Annotated in this window: 20 protein-coding genes; 11 read left to right on the top strand and 9 right to left on the bottom strand. The window is 64.4% G+C overall.

From position 1 onward, the window contains the following. The first annotated feature begins 1 nt into the window (after position 1). The 4 genes from I6F24_RS32155 to fahA all read left to right on the top strand — a co-directional run bounded on the left by I6F24_RS32155 (position 2) and on the right by fahA (position 4,004). The gene (locus I6F24_RS32155; protein WP_018646238.1) at positions 2-226 is read left to right on the top strand and encodes a DUF2783 domain-containing protein; all 225 of its coding nucleotides are present in this window, start codon (positions 2-4) and stop codon (positions 224-226) included. A gap of 18 nt (positions 227-244) precedes the next feature. Continuing rightward, on the top strand, positions 245-1,201 hold the full coding sequence (locus I6F24_RS32150) for an MBL fold metallo-hydrolase (RefSeq protein ID WP_036031359.1): 957 nt from the start codon (positions 245-247) through the stop codon (positions 1,199-1,201). Positions 1,202-1,203: 2 nt separating this feature from the next. Next, a complete protein-coding gene (gene hmgA, locus I6F24_RS32145; RefSeq protein WP_036031361.1) occupies positions 1,204-2,550 on the top strand; it encodes a homogentisate 1,2-dioxygenase in 1,347 nt (448 codons plus the stop codon). A 179-nt stretch (positions 2,551-2,729) separates the two neighbouring features. Continuing rightward, positions 2,730-4,004: a fumarylacetoacetase gene (gene fahA / locus I6F24_RS32140; protein ID WP_036031363.1), complete on the top strand. Its 1,275-nt coding sequence runs from the start codon at positions 2,730-2,732 to the stop codon at positions 4,002-4,004. A 9-nt stretch (positions 4,005-4,013) separates the two neighbouring features. On the opposite strand, the gene I6F24_RS32135 is transcribed toward fahA, so the two are convergent. After that, the gene (locus I6F24_RS32135) at positions 4,014-4,325 is read right to left on the bottom strand and encodes a DUF1272 domain-containing protein (RefSeq protein ID WP_036031366.1); all 312 of its coding nucleotides are present in this window, start codon (positions 4,323-4,325) and stop codon (positions 4,014-4,016) included. 74 nt (positions 4,326-4,399) lie between these two features. Next, the gene (locus tag I6F24_RS32130) at positions 4,400-4,879 is read right to left on the bottom strand and encodes an Lrp/AsnC family transcriptional regulator (RefSeq protein ID WP_036031368.1); all 480 of its coding nucleotides are present in this window, start codon (positions 4,877-4,879) and stop codon (positions 4,400-4,402) included. Between the two features lie 121 nt (positions 4,880-5,000). On the opposite strand from I6F24_RS32130, the gene hppD reads away from it, so the two are divergent. Then, positions 5,001-6,119: a 4-hydroxyphenylpyruvate dioxygenase gene (hppD, locus tag I6F24_RS32125; RefSeq protein WP_225152580.1), complete on the top strand. Its 1,119-nt coding sequence runs from the start codon at positions 5,001-5,003 to the stop codon at positions 6,117-6,119. Positions 6,120-6,289: 170 nt separating this feature from the next. Here the strand turns inward: hppD and I6F24_RS32120 are convergent, their stop codons facing one another. The 4 genes from I6F24_RS32120 to I6F24_RS32105 form a co-directional block, all read right to left on the bottom strand. Further along, entirely contained in the window at positions 6,290-7,402 is a 1,113-nt protein-coding gene (locus I6F24_RS32120; RefSeq protein ID WP_225152582.1) for a CaiB/BaiF CoA-transferase family protein, read from the bottom strand. 208 nt (positions 7,403-7,610) lie between these two features. Continuing rightward, positions 7,611-8,411 (bottom strand): xanthine dehydrogenase family protein subunit M, encoded by an 801-nt coding sequence (locus I6F24_RS32115; protein ID WP_036031377.1) that lies wholly within the window; start codon positions 8,409-8,411, stop codon positions 7,611-7,613. Positions 8,412-8,424: 13 nt separating this feature from the next. Next, positions 8,425-10,767: a xanthine dehydrogenase family protein molybdopterin-binding subunit gene (locus tag I6F24_RS32110; RefSeq protein ID WP_036016129.1), complete on the bottom strand. Its 2,343-nt coding sequence runs from the start codon at positions 10,765-10,767 to the stop codon at positions 8,425-8,427. An 84-nt stretch (positions 10,768-10,851) separates the two neighbouring features. After that, positions 10,852-11,337 carry a (2Fe-2S)-binding protein gene (locus tag I6F24_RS32105; RefSeq protein ID WP_036016131.1) on the bottom strand — a complete coding sequence of 162 codons (486 nt, stop codon included), beginning with the start codon at positions 11,335-11,337 and terminating at the stop codon, positions 10,852-10,854. 715 nt (positions 11,338-12,052) lie between these two features. Here I6F24_RS32105 and I6F24_RS32100 point away from each other — a divergent pair. The 5 genes from I6F24_RS32100 (at position 12,053) to I6F24_RS32080 (ending at position 17,494) form a co-directional block, all read left to right on the top strand. Continuing rightward, positions 12,053-12,502, top strand: a complete 450-nt coding sequence (locus I6F24_RS32100; protein WP_225152584.1) for a carbon monoxide dehydrogenase subunit G — start codon at positions 12,053-12,055, stop codon at positions 12,500-12,502. A gap of 249 nt (positions 12,503-12,751) precedes the next feature. Next, a complete protein-coding gene (locus tag I6F24_RS32095) occupies positions 12,752-14,467 on the top strand; it encodes a PQQ-dependent methanol/ethanol family dehydrogenase (RefSeq protein ID WP_063822491.1) in 1,716 nt (571 codons plus the stop codon). A gap of 167 nt (positions 14,468-14,634) precedes the next feature. Then, positions 14,635-15,831, top strand: coding sequence for a transporter substrate-binding domain-containing protein (locus I6F24_RS32090; RefSeq protein WP_225129930.1), 1,197 nt, complete (start codon positions 14,635-14,637; stop codon positions 15,829-15,831). Between the two features lie 153 nt (positions 15,832-15,984). After that, positions 15,985-16,677, top strand: a complete 693-nt coding sequence (locus tag I6F24_RS32085) for a response regulator transcription factor (protein WP_036016149.1) — start codon at positions 15,985-15,987, stop codon at positions 16,675-16,677. 115 nt (positions 16,678-16,792) lie between these two features. Continuing rightward, complete coding sequence (locus I6F24_RS32080) at positions 16,793-17,494, top strand: response regulator transcription factor (protein ID WP_050996263.1); 702 nt, start codon at positions 16,793-16,795, stop codon at positions 17,492-17,494. A 36-nt stretch (positions 17,495-17,530) separates the two neighbouring features. Here the strand turns inward: I6F24_RS32080 and I6F24_RS32075 are convergent, their stop codons facing one another. Beyond that, positions 17,531-18,208, bottom strand: coding sequence for a VOC family protein (locus I6F24_RS32075; protein WP_225129929.1), 678 nt, complete (start codon positions 18,206-18,208; stop codon positions 17,531-17,533). A gap of 148 nt (positions 18,209-18,356) precedes the next feature. Between I6F24_RS32075 and I6F24_RS32070 the strand changes: the two genes are divergently transcribed. Beyond that, entirely contained in the window at positions 18,357-18,872 is a 516-nt protein-coding gene (locus I6F24_RS32070; RefSeq protein ID WP_225152586.1) for a MarR family transcriptional regulator, read from the top strand. 102 nt (positions 18,873-18,974) lie between these two features. Here I6F24_RS32070 and I6F24_RS32065 read toward each other — a convergent pair whose 3' ends face one another. Further along, positions 18,975-20,330, bottom strand: a complete 1,356-nt coding sequence (locus I6F24_RS32065; RefSeq protein ID WP_036031393.1) for a hybrid sensor histidine kinase/response regulator — start codon at positions 20,328-20,330, stop codon at positions 18,975-18,977. A gap of 5 nt (positions 20,331-20,335) precedes the next feature. Continuing rightward, positions 20,336-21,502, bottom strand: a complete 1,167-nt coding sequence (locus tag I6F24_RS32060) for an FIST N-terminal domain-containing protein (RefSeq protein WP_036031395.1) — start codon at positions 21,500-21,502, stop codon at positions 20,336-20,338. Between the last annotated feature and the right edge of the window lie 186 nt (positions 21,503-21,688).

Here is a 21,688-nt window from a genome sequence, read left to right as displayed (position 1 = left end):
CATGCCGCTCTCCACCAGTTCGAACTTCGCACGCCCCGACGATGCCTTCCGCGCCATCGTCGAGGCGCATCGCGGCCTGACCGAGGAGCAGAGCGCCGATTTCGACGCGGCGCTGGTTCTGATCCTCGCCAACCATATCGGCGACATCGACGTGCTGCGCGAGGCGATCGGACTGGCCAGGCGCCGCATGATCGACGGTCAGCAGCAACAACAGCAGCAACAATAACCTGGTAAGGACGAATTGATGGCGAAAAACTTCGCATCCACCGGCGATCTCGCCGAGAAGAAGATCACCTTCTCCGAGATCGGCACCGATCTCTATGCCTTCACCGCCGAGGGCGATCCCAACACCGGCGTGATCGTCGGCGACGATGGCTGCCTCGTGTTCGACGCGCAGGCGACGCCGGCCATGGCGAACAAGGTGATCGAGCGGGTCCGCACGGTGACCGACAAGCCGATCAAATATGTCGTGCTGTCGCATTATCACGCCGTGCGCGTGCTGGGCGCCTCCGCCTATCACGCCCAAGGTATCGTCGCCTCGCAGGAAACTCATCGGCTGATTGCGGAGCGCGGCCAGCAGGATTGGGATTCCGAGTACGGCCGCTTTCCGCGCCTGTTCCAGGATGCGCAGAGCATTCCCGGCCTGACCTGGCCGACGCTGACCTTCGAAGGCGAGATGACGATCTATCTCGGCAAGCGCGAGGTGCGCCTGATGCAGCTCGGCGCCGGCCACACCTCGGGCGACATCGTCGGCTGGGTGCCGGATGCGGAGGTGATGTTCTCGGGCGACCTCATCGAATATCACTCGGCCTGCTATTGCGGCGATGCGCATTTGCGCGAATGGCCGATGACGCTGAACGAGATCCGCAACTTCAATCCGAAGGCGATCGCGCCGGGCCGCGGCGATGCGCTGAAGGGCACCGCCACGGTGCGCGAGGCCATCGCGATGACGCGCGACTTCGTCACCTCGCTCTATGGTGCCGCCGAAATCTCGGTCGCCAAGGGCCGCAGCTTAAAGGAATCGATGGCGGCGACGCGCGAGGTGATGGATCCGAAATTCTCGAGCTTTGCCATTTACGAGCACTGTCTGCCGTTCAACGTGTCGCGCGCTTACGACGAAGCGTCCGGTATCGACGACCCCGTGATCTGGACCGACAAGCGCGATCAGGAAATGTGGGCCGCCTTGCAAGGAGGAGGATAGTCATGAACATCAATACCTCGCCTGACCAGATCATCCGCAGTTCGGCCCAGGTGACGCCGGGTTACATGTCCGGCTTCGGCAACTCTTTCGAGACCGAGGCGCTGCCGGGCGCGTTGCCGATCGGGCGCAACTCGCCGCAGCGCTGCGCCTACGGGCTCTATGCCGAGCAGCTCTCGGGCTCGCCCTTCACCGCGCCGCGCGGCAGCAATGAGCGCTCCTGGCTCTATCGCATCCGGCCTTCCGTGAAGCATTCCGGCCGCTTCGAGAAGGTCGATGCCGGCTTGTGGCGTTCGGCGCCGTGCCATGAGTACGACCTGCCGATCGCGCAGCTGCGCTGGGATCCGACGCCGCTGCCGAAGGAGGAGGTCACCTTCATTCAGGGCGTGCAGACCATGACGACGGCGGGGGATGTGAATACGCAGGCCGGCATGGCCGCGCATGTCTACCTCATCACCAAGTCGATGGTGGATCAGCATTTCTACGATGCCGACGGCGAGCTGATGTTCGTGCTGCAGCAGGGCAATCTGCGCCTTGTCACCGAGTTCGGCCGTATCGATGCCGAGCCTGGCGAGATCGTGGTGATCCCGCGCGGCGTCAAGTTCCGCGTCGAGATTCCGAACGGCCCGGCGCGCGGCTATCTCTGCGAAAATTATGGCGGCGCCTTCACGCTGCCGGAGCGCGGGCCGATTGGCGCCAATTGCCTCGCCAATGCGCGTGACTTCCTGACGCCGGTGGCAAACTACGAGGACAAGGACACGCCGACCGAGCTCTACGTGAAATGGGGCGGCTCGCTGTTCAAGACCACGTTGCCGCATTCGCCGATCGACGTCGTGGCCTGGCACGGCAATTACGCGCCGTACAAGTATGATCTGCGTACCTTTTCGCCGGTCGGCGCGATCGGCTTCGACCATCCCGATCCCTCGATCTTCACGGTGTTGACCTCGCCGTCGGAGACGGCGGGCACCGCGAATATCGATTTCGTCATCTTTCCCGAACGCTGGATGGTCGCGGAAAATACCTTCCGGCCGCCCTGGTATCACATGAACATCATGAGCGAGTTCATGGGCCTGATCTACGGCGTCTACGACGCCAAGCCGCAGGGCTTCGTCCCCGGCGGCATCTCGCTGCACAATTGCATGCTGCCGCACGGCCCCGACCGCGACGCCTTCGAGCACGCCAGCAACGGCGAATTGAAGCCGGTGAAGCTGACCGGCACCATGGCCTTCATGTTCGAGACCCGCTACCCGCAACGCGTCACCGCGCATGCGGCGAAGTCCTCGACGCTGCAGGACGATTACGCCGATTGCTGGAACGGCCTGGAGAAGCGCTTCGATCCGACAAAGCCGTAGTTTTCTTCACCCTCTCCCCTTGTGGGAGAGGGTGGCTCGTCGCGAAGCGACGAGACGGGTGAGGGGTCTCTCTCCGCGAGTGAACCTCTCACATTTGGATACGCGGACAGAACCCCTCATCCGGCGCTTCGCGCCACCTTCTCCCACAAGGGGAGAAGGAAGAAAGAACCGAGCCAAACGTGACAACCCACCCCAACGACCCCAGCCTCCGCTCCTTCGTCGACGTTGATCCGGCCTCGGACTTCCCGATCCAGAACCTGCCTTACGGCGTGTTCTCGACCGCTTCCAATCCGACACCGCGGGTCGGCGTCGCGATCGGAAACTACGTGCTCGATCTCTGGGAGCTCGAGCAGGAGTCCCGGCTCGATGTCGGGCCGCTCGGCGTGTTCTCGGGTCCCTCGCTCAATCCCTTCATGGCGCTGGGCCCGAAGGTCTGGACCAACACCCGCGCACGTATCAGCGAGCTGTTGCGTGCGGATCATCCGGAGCTGCGTGACAACGAGGAGCTGCGCAAGCAGGCTCTGGTGCCCATGCGCGATGTTAGACTGCATCTGCCCTTCGCCGTCTCCGGCTACACCGATTTCTATTCGTCGAAGGAGCACGCCACCAATGTCGGCGTGATGTTCCGCGGCAAGGACAATGCGCTGCAGCCGAACTGGCTGCATATGCCGATCGCGTATAACGGCCGCGCCTCCACCGTCGTGGTCTCCGGCACCAGGGTGAAGCGGCCGCGCGGGCAGCTGAAGCCGCCGAACGTGGAGCTGCCGAGCTTTGCGCCGTGCAAGCGGCTCGATTTCGAGCTGGAGATGGGCGTCGTGATCGGCCAGCCGTCGCCGATGGGCGGCATGCTCACCGAGAGCCAGGCCGAGGAGATGATCTTCGGCTTCGTGCTGCTCAACGACTGGAGCGCGCGCGACATCCAGCAATGGGAATATGTGCCGCTCGGCCCGTTCCTGGCCAAGGCGTTCGCGACCTCGATCAGCCCCTGGGTGGTGACGCGCGAGGCGCTGGAGCCGTTCCGCCTGAACGGGCCGGAGCAGCAGCCGGTGCCGCTCGATTATCTCAAGCAGACCAGGCCGCAAAACTACGATGTCGAGCTCGACGTCTCCTTGCGCGGCGCCGGCGCCAATGCGCCCGCCAGCATCAGCCGCACCAACTTCAAATACATGTACTGGTCCTCGGTGCAGCAATTGATGCACCACGCCTCAAGCGGCTGCGCCATGAATGTCGGCGATCTCTTAGGGAGCGGCACCATCTCCGGCCCGGAGAAGAACCAGCGCGGCAGCCTGCTCGAGATCAGCTGGAACGGGACCGAGCCGGTCGAACTGCCCGGCGGCGCCAAGCGCTCGTTCCTGGAGGACGGCGACAGCCTCGTGATGCGCGGCTGGTGTCAGGGCAACGGCTACCGCGTCGGCTTCGGCGAGGTCGAGGGAACGATCGTGGCGGCGGAGTAGCGGGCCAAATCACCGGCTCTCCGGCGGCACGTCGCGCACCCGCGCACAATGCGCCGCGACGTCCTCGACGCTGTACTTCAGATGCACCCGCTTGTCGGACGGCGCCTGCTTGGTGATGCATACGCCCGGCCGCCATTCCTGCGCCGGCCTGATCGGCCGCGGGGCGAAGCCGCCGCCGCAATTCGGGCAGACATTGAACAGCTTGGTCTCGACGCAGTCCGCGCAGAACGTGCATTCATAGGAGCAGATCCGCGCATTGGTCGCGTCGGGCGGCAGGTCGCAATCGCAATATTCGCAGTTCGGTCGCAGCTGGAGCGCCATGTTGAACCTCCGCAACTAGAGCTGCGATCATCGCAGATCGCGTTGCCAGCGCGAATGCCATAGTTCCCTCGATTTCAGCCGGGCTTGATCTCCTTCAGCGGCAGCTTCGAGCTCTCCTTCAGCCTATCAAGCACGATCGAGGAGCGCACATGCGCCACGCTCTGGTGCGGCATCAGCACGTCGTTGACGAGGTTGGACAGGCCCTTGAGATCGCGCAGCACGGCTTTGAGCACATAGTCGGCATCGCCCGTCAGCGAATACGCCTCTTGGATATCGTCGATCCGGTTCACCAGCGCGCGAAAACGCTTGGAATTGTCCGGCGAATGCGTCGCGAGCCCGACCTGGATGAAGGCGATCACGCCGAAGCCGAGCGCCTCGCTGGAGAGGTCGGCGTGGTAGCCCGCGATCACCTTCTCCTCCTCCAGCCGCATCCGCCGCCGCGAGCATTGCGAGGCTGACAGGCCCGCGAGCTCGGCGAGCTCCTGGTTGGTGAGGCGGCCATCGTCCTGGAGCGCGCCGAGAATCCTGAGGTCGAAGGCATCCACCGAAATCATGCGCATTCTGCCCATTTGATGCACGGATCGTGCATATAATAGCCAATCAGCGGCCCGTTTGCACGCTCCTTGCGCGCCCCATGAAGGATAGTTCCTGGCAGCAGCCATTCGGGAGAACACCATGGGACCGTTTCCGCACGATGCACCACCGGCCACGATCACTGCCGACAATCCGATGGGCACCGACGGCTTCGAGTTCGTCGAATACGCGCATCCCAATCCGCAAGAGCTGCACGCTTTGTTCAAGCTGATGGGCTACGCCCCGGTCGCGCGCCACAGAACCAAGAAGATCACGGTCTATCGCCAGGGCGACATCAACTATCTCGTCAACGAGGAGCCCGGCACTCACGGTTATGAGTTCGTCGCCGCCCACGGCCCCTGTGCGCCATCGATGGCGTTCCGCGTCGTCGACGCCAAGGCAGCCTATGACCGCGCGATTGCGCTCGGCGCCGAGCCGGCCGATGTGTCATCGGCGCAGAAGACGCTCGACGTGCCCGCGATCAAGGGCATCGGCGGCAGTCTGCTTTATCTCGTCGATCGCTATGGTGCCCAAGGCTCGGCCTACGATGCCGAGTTCGAATGGCTGGGCGCGCGCGATCCCAAGCCGCATGGCGCCGGCCTGTTCTATCTCGACCATCTCACCCACAACGTCCATCGCGGCCGCATGAATGTCTGGGCCGGGTTCTACGAGAAGCTGTTCAACTTCCGCCAGATCCGCTTCTTCGATATCGAGGGCCGTGCCTCCGGCCTGTTCTCGCGCGCGCTGACCAGCCCCGACGGCAAGATCCGCATTCCGATCAACGAGGACGCCGGCGAGTCCGGCCAGATCGAGGAATATCTGCAGACCTATCGCGGCGAAGGCATCCAGCACATCGCCTGCGGCTGCCGCGACATCTACCGCACCATCGAAGGTTTGCGCGAGGCCGGCCTGCCGTTCATGCCGTCGCCGCCCGACACTTATTTCGAGAAGATCGATACGCGCCTGCCCAAGCACGGAGAGGATGTCGCGCGGCTCAAGAAGAACGGTATCCTGATCGACGGCGAGGGCGTGGTCGATGGCGGCCAGACCAAGGTGCTGCTGCAGATATTCTCGGCCAACGCGATCGGCCCGATTTTCTTCGAGTTCATCCAGCGCAAGGGCGACGACGGCTTTGGCGAGGGCAATTTCAAGGCCCTGTTCGAATCGATCGAGGAGGATCAGATCCGGCGCGGCGTGTTGAAGGTGGGGGACGCGGCGTAGGCGCGGCCGTCACGCACACTGCTGTAGGGTGGGCAAAGCGAAGCGTGCCCACGTCCTGCCCAATTGATGCGAAGACGTGGGCACGGCGCTTCGCGCCTTTGCCCACCCTACGCGACTGTGGTTATGGATCCCGGGCTCGCGCTCCGCGCGCCCCGGAGTGACCGCGGAAATTACTTCGGCGCCTGCCACGCCTTCATCACCGCCCCGATCTCCGCCGCCTCCGGCTCGCGCGCGGCCGAGGGCGTGCGCGAGAACCGCGGCGCCGGGGCCGGCTGTTTCACGCCGTGACGCTCGATGAAGACGTTGCGGGCGACCATGTGCGGATGCTGTGTCGCCTCAGACATGGTCAGCACCGGCGCGAAGCAAATGTCAGTGCCTTCCATGATCTTGCACCAGTCCTCGCGCGTCTTGCTCTTGAACACGGCCTTCAGCTTCTCCTTCAGCGCTGGCCAGGCCTTGCGGTCCATCTGCGCGTCGAAATCGGCGTCGGTGAGGCCGGCGTGCTCGCGCAGCAGCGCGTAGAATTGCGGCTCGATCGAGCCGATCGAGACGAAGTGCCCGCAGGCGCATTCGTAGACGCCGTAGAAATGCGCGCCGCCGTCGAGGAAGTTCTGGTTGCGCTCCTCGGTCCAGCGTCCCATCGTGGTCATGTCGAAGAAGAACGACATCAGCGAGGCCGCGCCGTCGCACATCGCCGCGTCCACCACTTGGCCTTTGCCCGACTTCTGTGCTTCCAGCAGTGCGGCGAGCACGCCGACGACGAGATAGAGCGCACCGCCGCCGAAATCGCCGACCAAATTGAGCGGCGGCACCGGCGCTTCCTTCGTACCGATCGCGGCGAGCGCGCCGGTGATGGAGATGTAATTGATGTCGTGGCCGGCGGCGTTGGCGAGCGGGCCTTCCTGGCCCCAGCCGGTCATGCGGCCATAGACCAGCTTCGGGTTGCGTGCGAGCACGACGTCCGGCCCGAGGCCGAGCCGCTCCATCACACCGGGGCGAAAACCCTCGACCAGCGCGTCCGCGCTCGCGAGCAGATCCAATACTTGCGCGATCGCCGCCCTGTCCTTGAGGTCGAGCTCGATCACCTTGCGGCCGCGCCCGGCCACCGACTTCATGCTCTTCTTCGCGCCGACGCGGTCGAGCGTGACGACGTCGGCGCCCATGTCGGCCAGCATCATGCAGGCGAACGGACCGGGCCCGATGCCGGCGAATTCGACGATGCGGAAGCCCGAGAGCGGGCCGGAAGCGCGGACGGAGGAGGTGGGGGCGGGTTTGTCGAGCACGTTGTTGTTTCCTCGGGTCGCGGACGGATGCCGGCGATCGGCAATCGCCTCTGACGTTTCTTCTGTTGAGCGAGTTAATCGGCCGATTAACTTTTCTCGCCTTCACGCCAGCGAGGCAAGCGGTTTTCATGCCGCACGGCCAAAATAAAACGGCGCGCACCGAAGTGCGCGCCGCGGAAGATTTGCGTGGAGACGCTAAGTCGAACTGTCAGCGCGCAGCAGCGACCGCGCGTTGTGCCATCACCTTGATCAGATTGGCGCGATATTCCGCCGTGCCGTGGATGTCGGCCAGCAATCCGTTCGCCGAGATGCTGACGCTGTCGATCGCCGATGGCGACCAGTTCGCCTTCAGCGCCGCCTCGATCGCGCCCACCCGCATCACGCCGGTTTGCGAGGCGCCGGTGGCGGCGACCCGAACCTCGCCCGACTTGGCTTGCGCCACGAACACGCCGGTCAGCGCGAAGCGCGAGGCCGGATGCCGCATCTTCTCGTAGCCCGCCTTCGCCGGCACCGGGAATGACACGGCGGTGATGATCTCGCCGTCTTCGAGCGCCGTCGTGAACAGGCCCTGGAAGAAATCATCCGCCGCAATCGACCGCTTGTTGGTCTTCACGGTGGCGCCGAGCGCGAGCAGCGCCGCCGGGAAATCCGCGGCCGGATCGTTGTTGGCGATCGAGCCGCCGATCGTGCCGCGGTAGCGCACGGCGGGGTCGCCGAGCACGGAGGTGAGGTAGGCGATTGCAGGAATCGCCTGCTTCACGTCGGCATTCGTCATGATGTCGTAATAGGTCGTCGCAGCCTTGATGGTCAGCGTGTCGCCTGACAGCTCGACGCCCTGCAGCTCCTTGATCCTGCCGAGGTCGATGACGTCGGAGGGACCTGCGAGGCGCTGCTTCATCACCGGCAGCAGCGTCTGACCGCCGGCGAGGAACTTCGACTCGCTACCCTTGGCGAACAGGCTGGCGGCCTCGTCGACCGAGGAGGCGCGATGATAGGTGGTCTGGTACATCTTCGGTCCTCCCTTAAGCCGCGTGGATCGTGCGCCACACCCTGTCAGGGGTTGCGGGCATTTCCAGGTTGTTCTTGCCGATCGCATCCGTGATCGCGTTGATCACGGCCGCCGATGCGCCGATCGCGCCGGCCTCACCGCAGCCCTTGATGCCCAAGGGATTGCCCGGGCACAGCGTCGTGGTGTGGGACAGGTTGAACGACGGCACGTCGTCGGCGCGCGGCATGGCGTAATCCATGAATGAGGCCGTGACCGGCTGGCCGTTGGCATCATAGATCGCATGCTCGAGCAATGCCTGCCCGATGCCCTGCACGAGGCCACCATGGACCTGGCCCTCGACGATCATCGGGTTGATCAGCCGGCCGAAATCGTCCGCCGCGACGAAGTTGACGAAGGAGGTCTTGCCGGTGCCGGGATCGACCTCGAGCTCGCAGATATAGGCGCCGGCCGGGAAGGTGAAGTTGGTCGGGTCGTAGAAGGCGCTCTCCTTCAGGCCCGGCTCCATCCCGTCAGGCAGGTTGTGCGCCGTATAGGCCGCGAGCGCGACCATCGGCAGGGCGATCGCCTTGTCGGTGCCTGTCACCTTGAACTCGCCGTTCTCGATGACGATGTCGGCTTCCGATGCCTCCAGCGCATGCGCGGCGATCTTCTTGGCCTTGGATTCCATCTTCTCCATCGCCTTCAGGATCGCGGTGAGGCCGACGGCCGCCGAGCGCGAGCCGTAGGTGCCCATGCCGAACTGCACCTTGTCGGTGTCGCCATGGACGATCGAGACCTGGCTGATCGGAACGCCCAGGCGCTCCGCGACGAGCTGGCAGAAGGTGGTCTCGTGACCCTGCCCGTGGCTGTGCGAGCCGGTGAGGATCTCGATGGTGCCGACCGGGTTGACGCGCACCTCGGCCGATTCCCAAAGGCCGACGCCGGCGCCCAGGCTGCCGACCGCCTTCGACGGGGCGATGCCGCAGGCCTCGATGTAGCAGGACACGCCGATGCCGCGCAGCTTGCCGTCGGCCTTCGCCTTGGCCTTGCGGGCAGGGAAGCCGGCATAATCGATCGCCTTCATCGCCGCATCGAGCGAAGCGTTGAAGTCACCGGTGTCGTAGGCCATGATGACAGGCGTCTGGTGCGGGAACTGGGTGATGAAGTTGGTCCGCCGCAACTGGGCCGGATCGACGTTCAGCTGCCGCGCCGCCGTCTCCATCAACCGTTCGATCAGATAGCTCGCCTCGGGCCGGCCCGCGCCGCGATAGGCATCGACCGGCGTGGTGTTGGTGTAGACCCCGATCACCTCGGCATGGATCGCCGGGATGTTGTACTGGCCCGACAGCAGCGTCGCGTAGAGATAGGTCGGCACCGAGGACGAGAACAGCGACATGTAGGCGCCGAAATTGGCGTAGGTCTTCACCTTGAGGCCGATGATCTTGTTGTTGGCGTCGAAGGCCATCTCGGCATGGGTGATGTGATCGCGGCCATGCGCGTCGGTGAGGAAGGCTTCGGTGCGGTCGCCGGTCCACTTGACGGGACGGCCGACTTTCTTCGAGGCCCACAGCGCCACCATCTCCTCGGGATAGATGAAGATCTTGGAGCCGAAGCCGCCGCCGACGTCGGGCGCGATCACGCGCAGCTTGTGCTCGGGGGCGATGTTGTAGAACGCCGAGAGCACGAGACGGGCGACGTGCGGGTTCTGCGACGTCGTATAGAGGGTGAAGTGCTCCTCCGCGGTGTCGTAATCGGCGATCGCCGCGCGCGGCTCCATCGCATTCGGCGCGAGGCGGTTGTTGGTGACGTCGAGCTTCACCACATTGGCGGCTTTCGAGAAGGCGGCATTCACCGCGCCCTCGTCGCCGATCACCCAATCATAGACCTGGTTGCCGGGCGCCTCAGGATGAAGCTGCGGCGCGCCGGGCTTGATGGCGGCGTGCATGTCGGCGACCGCGGGGAGCTCCTCGTAGTCGACCACGACGGCTTCCGCCGCGTCGCGCGCGAGATTCTTGCTGTCGGCGATCACGACGGCAATTGCCTGTCCGACGAAGCGCACCGTCTCCGGCGCCATCGCCGGCCATGCGCCCATCTTCATCGGGCTGCCGTCCTTGGAGGTGATGGCCCATCCGCAGATCAGGTTGCCGACCTTATCGTCGACCAGCTCCTGTCCGGTGAGCACCGCGACCACGCCCGGCATCTTCAGCGCCGCGGACGAGTCGATCTTCTTGACCTTGGCGTGCGCGTGCGGGCTGCGGATGAAATAGGCATGGGTCATACCCGTCAATTTGATGTCGTCGACGTAACGGCCCTTGCCGGTAATGAAACGCTTGTCTTCCTTGCGCACGACGCGTGCGCCGATGCCTTCAACACCCATGTCTGGTCCTCCCGACCGGAAATTTCCTTGATCGCGCCGTCCATCGACGGCTGCGACGGTTGTTCTTGTTTCGAGGCGCGCCGCTTACTCGGCCGCCTGCGAGACCTTCATGCGGCCGGCGGCGTCCAGCACCGCCTTGACGATGTTGTGATAGCCGGTGCAGCGACAGATATTGCCTTCGAGCTCGGTGCGGACGGTCGCCTCGTCGAGCTGTCCACCATGGCGGTGCACGATGTCGATCGCCGACATGATCATGCCCGGCGTGCAATAGCCGCACTGCAGGCCATGATTGTCGCGGAAGGCGGCCTGCATCGGGTGCAGTTCGTCGCCCTTGGCGATGCCCTCGATCGTGGTGACGCTGGCGCCGTCGGCCTGCCCCGCCAGCATGGTGCAGGATTTCACCGCGCGGCCGTCCATGTGCACGACGCAGGCGCCGCACTGGCTGGTGTCGCAGCCGACATGGGTCCCGGTCAGATTGAGGTGATCGCGCAGGAGCTGGACCAGCAGCGTGCGGTCCTCGACATCGACAGCAACGGCCTTGCCGTTGACCGTCAGTTTGACTGTAGACACTTGAAGTCCTCCCAAAGTTATTTTGATTGGTTCTAATTAGAGACAGCGCAAACGAAACTTTGCAACTGGGTTTTTGCTGACCGCGGTCATGGAAGGGTCATCGTGATGACGGTCGCCGATCTGCGATTCGGCCACGACGTCTCGTGCCGCCGCCATCACGTGCTGCGACATTGTAGGAGACACACGGAAAGTCGCAGCTAGCATCTGCGATGGCGTGCTCGGCTGCCGCCGCAATAGGCGCGTGAGCTGGTCGCGCGTGCCGTGGTCATCTCGCCGCTTGCCCTGGACCTAGGCCCGGTCGTGCGTCGTTCCTCCCTTTAATGCCGTGCTCGTTGCGCGAATAGGAGCATGCGCCCCTGCCTTTGTAATCGCGATCTTGGTAGTAGGACGAGACGACTTAAGCCATTGATTTTGCTTACGGCAATGCAGCGAAGTGCCGCCGTCGAGCCGCGTGGGTTAGGACGCCCCGCGTGTTGCGCTTCCAACAACCCACTGCGTCATTCCGGGGCCCGAGCGGAGCGAGGGAGCCCGGAATCCATCGGGCCGCAGAGTCCGCGGGGAAGTGGATTCCGGGTTCGCGCCAACAGGCGCGCCCCGGAATGACATCGCGTGAATGAGAGGTCCGGAAAGCAGGACTACTACTTCCTGGCGATTGAACGCAGCCGCCCGTGCCCCTAGTCGAGCCGTACAGGCAACGGCAACAAGGGTGGAAGCGATGCAGATGAACGACAGTCAGCGGATCCCGGCGTCGAAGGACACGGTGTGGGCTGCGCTCAACGATCCCGAAATTCTCAGGCGCTGCATTCCCGGCTGCCAATCGCTCGAGATGGCGTCGCCGACCGAGATGACGGCGACCGTGGTGCTGAAGGTCGGTCCGGTGAAGGCGGCGTTCAGCGGCAAGGTGAGGCTGTCCGATATCGATGCGCCCAACGGCTATCGCATCGTCGGCGAGGGCGCCGGCGGCGTCGCCGGCTTTGCCAAGGGCGGCGCGAAGGTCAGGCTGGAAGAAGAAGCCCCTGATGTCACCATCCTGCACTACGAGGCCGATGCGCAGATCGGCGGCAAGCTCGCACAGCTCGGCTCGCGATTGATCGACTCGACGTCGCGAAAACTCGCCGCGAGCTTCTTCGAAAATCTCGCCGGCGTGGTAGCGCCATCATCGTGATTGATGCGCGATGCCGCCTTCATTCGAACGCGCATTTCAAGCTGCAAAACAAGGGCAGGACGCAAGGCGCGACAACAAGATGAGCGGCGAAAGCCGCCGATGATTTGCACTACTACCTTCCGCCTATACTAAGCGCGAAACGGCGATGCTGTAATTTCGAACGATGGCTCGCAGGCGAACTGCGCATCACGAGCGCAGTGCGCTCAGGCGCCCAACGAGGCGTGCACAACAACATCGCGGAGGGAATACATGACCTTTGGAACGAAGGGCTTCTTGGCCGGCATCTCCATGATTGCGATGCTCGCCGCCGTTACACCGGGCGTTCGCGCCAACGACTCGGTGCTCAAGGCGCAATCCGATTCGAATCAATGGGCCGTTGCCGGCCACGATTACGGCAACACGCGCTTCAGCCCGCTCAAGCAGATCAACACCGAGAACGCCGGGAAGCTGACCCTCGCTTACTCCTTCTCGCTGGCGTCGTTGCGTTCGAACGAATCCTCGCCGATCGTCATCGGCAACACGCTGTACGTTTCGAGCTCGTGGGGTCCGAAATACGTCTATGCGCTCGATGCGGCGACGGGGCAGCGCAAATGGACCTGGGAGCCCGATATTCCCGAGGACGTGCTGCAATACGCCTGCTGCGACGTGAACAGCCGCGGCGTCTCCTACGCCGACGGCAAGATCTTCGTCGGCCGCCTCGACGGCAAGCTGACCGCGCTCGATGCCGCGACCGGCAAGTCGCTGTGGACGGCGAAGGTGGTCGACTACAAGCAGGGCTCGGTCATCACCTCGCCGCCGCTCGTCGTGCGCGACAAGGTCATCACCGGTTTCGGCGGCGGCGAATACGGCGTGCGCGGCGCGCTGCTGGCCTTCGACATCAACACCGGCAAGCAGGTGTGGCAGACCTACACCGTTCCTTCGCCGGACGAGCCCGGCGGCGATTCCTGGAAGGGCGACTCCGCCCAGCATGGCGGCGGCGCGGCCTGGCTGGTCGGCTCCTACGATCCGAAGACCGACACGGTCTATTGGGGCACCAGCAATCCCGCCCCGTGGAACACGGCGGTGCGTTCGACCGGCGACGGCAATTTCGGCAAGCTAACCAACCTCTACACGGCCTCGACGCTCGCGCTCGATCCCAACACCGGCAAGATCAAGTGGCACATCCAGACCACGCCGGCCGACGCCTGGGACTATGACGGCGTCAACGAAGCCGTGCTCGCGGATCTCAAGATCGGCGGCAGCACCGTTCCGACGCTGATGAAGGCCGACCGCAACGGCTTCTTCTTCGTCGCCAACCGCGAGACCGGCAAGGTGCTGTCGGCGGAGAAATACGTGTTCTCCAACTGGGCCAAGAAGTGGGACGTCGCCACGATGCGCGCGGTCGAGGATCCCGACAAGCGTCCGGGGCCGGGCCATCCCGCCAAGGACATCTGCCCGAACCTGATCGGCGGCAAGAACTGGCAGCCGATGTCGTTCAACCCGCAGACCGGCCTGGTCTACATCCCGTCCAACAACGTCTGCATGGACTGGTCGGTCAGCGACGTCACTTACAAGCGCGGCGTGTTCTATCTCGGCGCCGAATTCCCGACCAAGGAAGGCCCCGGCGGCTTCCTCGGCGAGCTCGTCGCCTGGGATCCGGTCGCGCAGAAGAAGGTCTGGTCGATCAAGGAAGACCTGCCCTTCAACGGCGGCACGCTGACCACCGGCGGCGGCCTCGTGTTTGCCGGCAACATCCATGGCGACTTCCGTGCCATCGATGCGAAGTCCGGCAAGGTGCTGTGGAGCAAGAATCTCGGCTCCGGCATCGGCGCAGGTCCGGTGACCTATCAGGTCGACGGCAAGCAATATGTCGCCATCGTCGTCGGCCGCACCGCTGCGCTGCCTGCGTTCCTGGGCGAGGTAGGAAAGAAGATGACGGCCGCAGCCCCCGAGGGCGGCTCGCTCTTCGTGTTCTCCGTCCAGTGACAACTCGCGCGCGTATCCTCGAGGTGACGGGATACGCGCGCGCTTTCTCCGGACTTTAGCTGCGGCATCGGGCGGTGCCTGGTGCCGCCGCGCCTGGCTCAACAAGCTCCGGCGCAACAACGGCAACGCCAAGAGAAACGTCAAGCGAAACGCCAAGGGAGACGAGGATGCGTCCGAATCATTCCGCCACCGGTGCGAGCCGACATCGCGCCATCGCAGGCCTGCTCGCATGTGCCGCCGCGGCGCTGATCGTTCCGGCCTCGCCGCTGCAGGCCGACGAGGCGCAACCGTTCCGTCTCTGCGCCGATCCGACCAACCTTCCATTCTCCAGCGACAGTTCGTCGAAGCCGGGCCTCTATGTCGAGATCGGGCAGGCCCTGGCGCAGGCGCTCGGCCGGCCGATCGCCTATGACTGGTACAAATCCTATTTCGGCAAGCGCACCGTGCGGGTCACGCTGCTCGGCAAGCAATGCGACGCCATGATCGGGCTGCCCAGGTCCGCAGATTTCATGGGCCCGGCCGTGATCTTCTCCGACGCCATCGCCAAAGAGGGCTATGCCCTCGTCGCCACCAAGGAATCTGCGAAGGGCGCGGCGATCGGCGGCATCGAGGGCCTCAAGGGCAAGCGCGTCGCCGTGCAGTTCGCCAGCACGCCGCAAAACCTGCTCGCGAGCCGCGACGACATCCAGAAAGTGACGGTGCTGTCGCCTGAGGAGGGCATGCAGGCGCTCGACCAGGGCCGGGCCGACGTCGCCTTCATCTGGGGCCCGGTCGCCGGCTGGCTGAACAAGACCAGCTACGGCGGCCGCTACCAGATCGAGCTCACCGAGGGCGAGGGCCTGTCATGGGACGCCGCCATCGGCTTTGCCAAGGCCTCGACCGAGTTGCGCGACCGCGTCAATGCCGTGTTGCCGCAGCTTCAGGGCAAGATCGGCGAGCTCGCCGTGAAATACGGTTTGCCGGGCGGCGCGCCGGTTCGCTTCGGCGCAGCGCCGACGCCAGCGCCGGTGACGACGGGTACGGGAAGTGGAGCCGGCGTCGCCCAGGTCGCCAATGTCGTGGCGACCGAGACCAAGGGCGATGCGGTCGCGCCGGGCCTTGAGGCCGTCGGCGCGGGCAAGGAGATCTTCAACGGAACCTGCGCCCACTGCCACGGTCCCGATGCGATCCAGAGCGAGCGCAAGATCGATCTGCGGCTGCTGCGTCACCGCTACGGCGACGAGATGCGCGAGAAATATTTGACCACCGTGCAGGAGGGACGGCCGAACAAGGGCATGCCGGCCTGGAAGGAGGTCTATACCGAGGACCAGGTCAACAGCATCTATTCCTTCCTGCTGACGGTCCAGGTCGAATCGAACGATTGAACGGTCTTGACCGAACCCGATCGGGAGGATGTGGTAGCGTTCATCCGGCGCCATCCCGGTGCCGGATTGATGCCGGATAGTTCCGCCTCTTCCGCTGCGGCGGCGGATGCCCGTACGGTGCAGCATTCGGCGGTGCAGTCCTGTGAAGGCGCCATGACCAGCTTCCTGATCATCGACGATCATCCGCTGTTTCGCGAGGCCCTCGGTAATGCGGTGCGGCTGGCCTTGCCGGAGGCGCGGATTGTCGAAGCGATGTCGATCGAGGACGCCCTTCACATCCTGACGGCCGAGCAGGGCGAGGGCATCGACCTCGCGCTGCTCGACCTCCTGCTGCCCGATGCGACCGGCTTCTCCGGCTTTCTGCGCTTGCGCGAGGCCCATCCGCGCCTGCCCGTCGCCATCGTGTCGAGCGAGGAGGACCAGCGCGTCGTTCGCGAGGCGCTGGAGCTCGGGGCCGCGGGTTTTCTGCCGAAGTCGCTGTCGAAGCGCGAGCTGGCGCAGTCGATCGAGGGCGTGCTGAACGGATCGGTGTCGGTGCCGAAGGATTTCGTGGCAACGTCGCAGCGGCGCCGGGCCGAGGCCAGCAAGGCGCTCGAGGTCAAGCTGCGCGAGCTCACGCCGCAGCAGCTTCGCGTGCTCGATCTGCTGCGGCGCGGCTATCCGAACCGGCAGATCGGCCAGGAGCTTCAGCTCGCCGAATCCACGGTGAAGGCGCATATTACCGAAATTCTGCGCAAACTCGGCCTGTTCAGCCGCAACAAGGCGATCATCGAGATCGGCAAGGTGGACCTGCCGGATCCCAAGGCCCGGCCTTATGCGCGGGCCGACCGCGGGCGGCCGCAATGACGCGCGATGTCCCGCTTGACCTGGATCAAGCCGGTCTGGTCCGGCTGCGACATTCTCGTTTCGGCGTCGAACCCGTCGATCATCTGGCCAATCAACCGGGAATGGCTCACGCGTGATGCGATTTCTGATCGTCGAAGACCATCCGTTGTTTCGAGAAGCCTTGGAGGGCGCGCTCCAAATGGCGGCGCCGGCGGCCGAGATCCTTCAGGCGACGTCGATCGACGGTGCGCTCGAGCAGGCCGCGGCGGCTGCCGAGCTCGACCTCATCCTGCTCGATCTGTCGATGCCGGGCACCACGGGCCTTTCCGGCATCATCCGCATCCGCAAGGCCTTTCCCAGGATTCCCGTCGTCATCGTATCAGGGCATCAGGATCCGCAGATCATAGCCGGCGCCTTGTCGCTCGGCGTCTCCGGCTACATCCTCAAATCGTCCTCCAAGCAGGAGCTGGCGCAGTCGATCGGCGAGGTGCTGCGCGGTGCGGTCTGTGTCCCAGCCGCCTATCGCGGGCTCGTCCGCCCGCAACGCGCCGCCGGCCCGGCGCAGGATCTGCTGAAACGCCTGCACGAGCTGACGCCGCAGCAATTGCGCGTGCTCGAAATGCTCAAGCGCGGCCTGCAGAACAAGCAGATCGCCTTCGAGCTGAACATCTCCGAGACCACGGTGAAGGTCCACGTCTCCGACATCCTGCGCAAGCTCAACGTGCTCAGCCGCACCAAGGCCATCGTCGAAATGTCCCGGATCGATTTCGCGACCCTGGCCGGCGAAGGCGCCGGCCTGAAGGGGGAGCGTTCGCAGGCCGATCCGCCCTCAGGATAATCCGGTGTCATTCGTCGGAACGAGGCGAGCCGCGGTTCAAGCCGGTAGCGGCTGGCCGGCTTGCTCGCGAGCGATGTAGTCGGCGTACCAGTCCGGCCAGTTCGCATCGTACTGACCGCCGTTCCGCTTCTCGTGCTCACCGTGTGCCTTAGCCGCACGTCGGAGCGCGCTCGCGAGCTCGGACGAGGAGGTGAATGTTGTTCCTGCTGCCTCTACGCGTCCCGGCAATCGCGTGGTGATCTCCTGGAACAGCCAGCCGTTGCCATCGGGATCGTTGAACGAGACGTACGAGCGATAGCTGGCGCGTGCGGGATCCAGACCAGCAATCCGACGGCGCCCGAACAGATAAGGCTCGTCGGGTCCGGTGTGGTCGTCGCCTTCAGCGTGGAAGACTTCGCTGACCTCGACGCCGCGACCGCGCAGATCGTCTCGCGCGGCTTCAATGTCGGAGACGATCAGGTACAGACCCTGGGCGGAGCCGGGCGCCGCCGCGGTCACGTTCTTGCCGAAAATGACCGAGGAGGGGGAGCCGGGAGGTGTGAACTGGATGACGCGGTAGTCGTCAGGCCCGGCGAAATCGGCATCGAGCCGCCATCCGAGGTTCGCATAGAACTTCTTGGCGCGATCGACGTCCGAAACAGGGATGACGACGACTTCGAGCTTCATGTCGATCGTTGGCGCTTGGGTGGTTTCATTTGCATCGGGGGCAAGCATTGCTTCTCTCCTGAATTATAGCGTTTACGATATAATCGTGTGCGCGATATAAAGTACTTTGGAGCCTCAATGTCAACCTTCCGATTTAATCGGACACGATATATATGCACGCGGAGTTTCACATGTCCGTGTTGGAAAGGGCACCCCCATGAGCCTGCAGAACGGTCCCAGAGCCGAATTCAGAGACGATTCCAGAGATGATTCAACGACCAATCAGCCGAAACCGGCCGAGGGCGACCGGCGCCTCGACCATTTCCTGTGCTTCGCGATCTATTCGGCCAACCTCGCCTACGGACGAGCCTACAAGCCGGGCCTCGATGAGCTCGGCCTAACCTACCCCCAGTGGATCGCGATCGTGGCGCTGTGGGAGCAGGACGACCAAACCGTCAGCGAACTCGGCGACAAGATGTTCCTGGAATCCAACACCCTGACGCCGATCCTCAAAAAGCTCGAGGCGGCGGGCTATTTGCGCCGCCAGCGCGATCCCGCCGACGAGCGGCAGGTGCGCGTCAGTCTCACCGACGCCGGCCGACGCCTCCGCGAGAAAGGCATGCACATGAATCTCGTGAAGTCGAGCGGACTACAGCCCGATGAGTTCGCGCGGCTGCAGAAAAGCGTCGTCAAGCTCCGCGACAATCTAATCAAGGCGATGGAGGAGGAGTGACAGGCCCCTGTCTACTTTGCATGGGGTTGTTTTCGACATTTTTGTCTTGGCTACGTCCGATAGCCCCGCCGCAAGGAAGACGAGGCGAAGATCATCCGCGCTTCAGCTCAGCAGGAACGACAGCAGCGCCCGCATCTCGGCCGGCTTGATCGGCTTCTTCAGCACTTCGAGGCCCTGCAGGCTCGCCTGCTTCGCCGCCTGTTCGGAATAGTCGGCGGTGATGATCATGGCGGGCGTGTCGAGCTTCAAATGCTCCCGCACGTCGGTGATGGCCGACAGGCCGCTTTCGCCGTGGTCGAGATGGAGGTCGGCGATCACGACATCGGGCGCGCCACCGAGCTCGCTGAGGCGCACGAGCGCGTCCGCACCCGATCGCGTGGTCGCGACGTCGCAGCCCCATCCCTCCAGCAGCGCGGCCATCGCCTCCGAGCCGTTCGGATCGTTCTCGATCAGCAGGATCTTGGCGCCTTCGAGCCCGCTGTAATCGTAGTGCCGCGCGGCGGGCGCGACCTCCTGCGCCTCGTCGGCGACTTCAGCGAGGTCGGCCGGCTCCAGCTCCAGGGTGAAGGTCGATCCCTTGCCGAGCTGTGACGACAGCCGCACCTCGTGCCCGAGCTCGCTGGCGAAGCGGCGGACGATGGAGAGGCCGAGTCCGAAGCCGGCCTGGTCGGCCGTATTGGCATCGCCGCGCTGGAATTCGCGGAAGATCGCCTCCTGCTGCGCCTGCGCGATCCCGGGTCCGGTGTCGGAGACCTGGACGCAGATCTGCCCGCTGCGCGGCCGGCATCCGATCACGACGCCGCCGCTGCGGGTATAGCGAATGGCATTGGCGAGCAGGTTCTGCAGGATCCGCCGCAGCATCATCGCATCCGACATCACCGCGAGCTGAGAGGGGCGGATGCGCAAGGACAGGCCTTGCCGCGCGGCGATCGGCTCGAACTCGTTGCGGAGCTGCTCGAACAGGGGGGCCAGCGCGATCGCGCGCACGTCGGGCTTGAGCGCGCCGGAATCGAGCTTGGCGATCTCCAGCAGCGAGCGCAGCAGGTCCTCCAGCATCACCAGCGAGCGGCTCGCCTGGTCGATCAGCACGCCCGCTTCCTGCGACTCCATCATCTCCGTCAGTGCGGACAGGGTCAGGCGCGCCGCGTTGAGCGGCTGCAACAGATCGTGGGTGACCGAGATCAGCACGGAGGATTTCAGCGAGCTTGCCGCCTCTGCCTGCTGCTTGGCGCGGTAGAGTCCCTCATTGGCACGCTCGACCGAATGCAGCGCCTCGCGCAATTGGTGCGTCCGGTCGCGAACCTTGTGGTCGAGCGCGATGGCGGTTTCGAACAATGAAAAGGCGTTGAGCTGCTGATCCATCGAGCGCTCGACGCGCGACATCAGCGCGGCATTGATCTTCCTCAGCTTGGCGGCCTCGCGCCTGAGCTGGTCGACCGCATCGGGGCCCTGCCACATGTCCGTCACGACGGGCGCCTTCCGATCGCAACTCCCGTGAAGGTCTGGTTCACATGCATGGAGCCGAACTGCTCGCCGTAAGTGTGAAAGCCGATCACACGGTTCTGCCGGTACAGTTCTGACATGTCGCGGGCGAGCTGATGCTGCTCGGCATCGAGCCGGCGGAGCAGGCATTCGAAGCCGATATAGAGCGAGACGTCTCCGATCTGGTCGCGGATGTCGGCGAACGTCTCGCGGGCCGCGCCGACCAGGCTTCGCGAGGTCGCGGCGGTCAGCACCATGCCCTCGTCGATGGCGCAGAAGAAATGCAAGGAGCCGTCCGGCTCGACCCGCTGGATCGAGCGTGCGTAATAGGCGCCGCCGACGCGCACGAGGACCGGATGCGAGGCGAAGGAGAACGGATCGAGCTTGGCATCCATGATGCCGACCACGCGCGAATATTCTTGCGCGGCAGGCTCTGCGTTCAACTCCCGGACCATGCGGTTTTCGATGTCGGCCTCGGTCACCACCATCTTCTGCGCCTGCGGCTCGAAATTGTCGCACTTGAAGACGCGGAACGGCAATGAGGTGTTCAGCAGGATCAACAGCGCGGCATTGCTGTGTGCCTTGCCGTCGAAAAACACGAACGTCTTCTCGAAGCGCAGCCCGTCGCCTGCCGACCCGCCGACGACCGGAATGTCGTCCAGCGATGCATAGATCGCGGACATCACCGCTTCTTCGCGGCGGCACAGGCCATCGATCAGGACCAGGCCGAAGGGACTGCCGCGCTCGACCTGCGGCGTGGCCCGCAACAGCTCGTGCCGGAGCTCGCCGCCGATCCTGCGGCCGTCCTCGACGCGGAAGCTGTCGAGGTTGAAGATGGGCCGCACCACCGCGGAAAAGTCGGCGCGGCTGAACGCCAGCGCCACGACGCTGTTCTCGTCCCAGCCATCGGGGGCAAGCTCGCCCGCGGTGGTACAACCGCAGACCTCTGTGTCGTCGAATTGGCGGCTGATCTCCGCGATGAAGCGATGGGGGTCGTAGCTGGGGGAGAGGAACACCAGGATCAGCGCCAGCCCGTCGGACGGGAGCTGGGCCGCCAGCTCGGCCACGGCGTCATCGACGCTCGCGGCCTTCGACTTGGCCACGGCAACGCCAGACGCACCGCCAAACCGAAAATCGGTTTGCCCCACTCCGTTTCTCCCTTAAGGCTCGGTCTGATGCCAAGTGCCTGATAATTATCGAGAGTAGGGCGTTTTCCGGTGAGCCGCAACACGGCAGCCGCTCCCCGCAAGCCCGGACGGATTTACCACCCCTTGAGGATTCTGCCCTAATTTTCCGCAACGTTCGGAAAGGGCTGCTTCCGGGCCGCAGAATCA

The sequence above is a fragment of the Bradyrhizobium sp. BRP23 genome (assembly GCF_020194135.1).
GTDB lineage: Bacteria > Pseudomonadota > Alphaproteobacteria > Rhizobiales > Xanthobacteraceae > Bradyrhizobium > Bradyrhizobium yuanmingense.
This window is presented reverse-complemented; position numbering and strand designations above follow the sequence as displayed.

Excerpts from the sequence above, each read along its gene's own strand:
- I6F24_RS32150 (WP_036031359.1), top strand. The coding sequence starts at position 245 with ATGGCGAAAAACTTCGCATCCACCGGCGATCTCGCCGAGAAGAAGATC.
- I6F24_RS32155 (WP_018646238.1), top strand. The coding sequence starts at position 2 with ATGCCGCTCTCCACCAGTTCGAACTTCGCACGCCCCGACGATGCCTTC.
- I6F24_RS32065 (WP_036031393.1), bottom strand. The coding sequence starts at position 20,330 with ATGTGGCAGGGCCCCGATGCGGTCGACCAGCTCAGGCGCGAGGCCGCC.
- I6F24_RS32070 (WP_225152586.1), top strand. The coding sequence starts at position 18,357 with ATGAGCCTGCAGAACGGTCCCAGAGCCGAATTCAGAGACGATTCCAGA.
- hmgA (WP_036031361.1), top strand. The coding sequence starts at position 1,204 with ATGAACATCAATACCTCGCCTGACCAGATCATCCGCAGTTCGGCCCAG.
- I6F24_RS32075 (WP_225129929.1), bottom strand. The coding sequence starts at position 18,208 with ATGCTTGCCCCCGATGCAAATGAAACCACCCAAGCGCCAACGATCGAC.
- I6F24_RS32080 (WP_050996263.1), top strand. The coding sequence starts at position 16,793 with ATGCGATTTCTGATCGTCGAAGACCATCCGTTGTTTCGAGAAGCCTTG.
- I6F24_RS32115 (WP_036031377.1), bottom strand. The coding sequence starts at position 8,411 with ATGTACCAGACCACCTATCATCGCGCCTCCTCGGTCGACGAGGCCGCC.
- I6F24_RS32095 (WP_063822491.1), top strand. The coding sequence starts at position 12,752 with ATGACCTTTGGAACGAAGGGCTTCTTGGCCGGCATCTCCATGATTGCG.
- I6F24_RS32100 (WP_225152584.1), top strand. The coding sequence starts at position 12,053 with ATGCAGATGAACGACAGTCAGCGGATCCCGGCGTCGAAGGACACGGTG.
- hppD (WP_225152580.1), top strand. The coding sequence starts at position 5,001 with ATGGGACCGTTTCCGCACGATGCACCACCGGCCACGATCACTGCCGAC.
- I6F24_RS32085 (WP_036016149.1), top strand. The coding sequence starts at position 15,985 with ATGACCAGCTTCCTGATCATCGACGATCATCCGCTGTTTCGCGAGGCC.
- I6F24_RS32110 (WP_036016129.1), bottom strand. The coding sequence starts at position 10,767 with ATGGGTGTTGAAGGCATCGGCGCACGCGTCGTGCGCAAGGAAGACAAG.
- I6F24_RS32090 (WP_225129930.1), top strand. The coding sequence starts at position 14,635 with ATGCGTCCGAATCATTCCGCCACCGGTGCGAGCCGACATCGCGCCATC.
- I6F24_RS32135 (WP_036031366.1), bottom strand. The coding sequence starts at position 4,325 with ATGGCGCTCCAGCTGCGACCGAACTGCGAATATTGCGATTGCGACCTG.
- I6F24_RS32130 (WP_036031368.1), bottom strand. The coding sequence starts at position 4,879 with ATGATTTCGGTGGATGCCTTCGACCTCAGGATTCTCGGCGCGCTCCAG.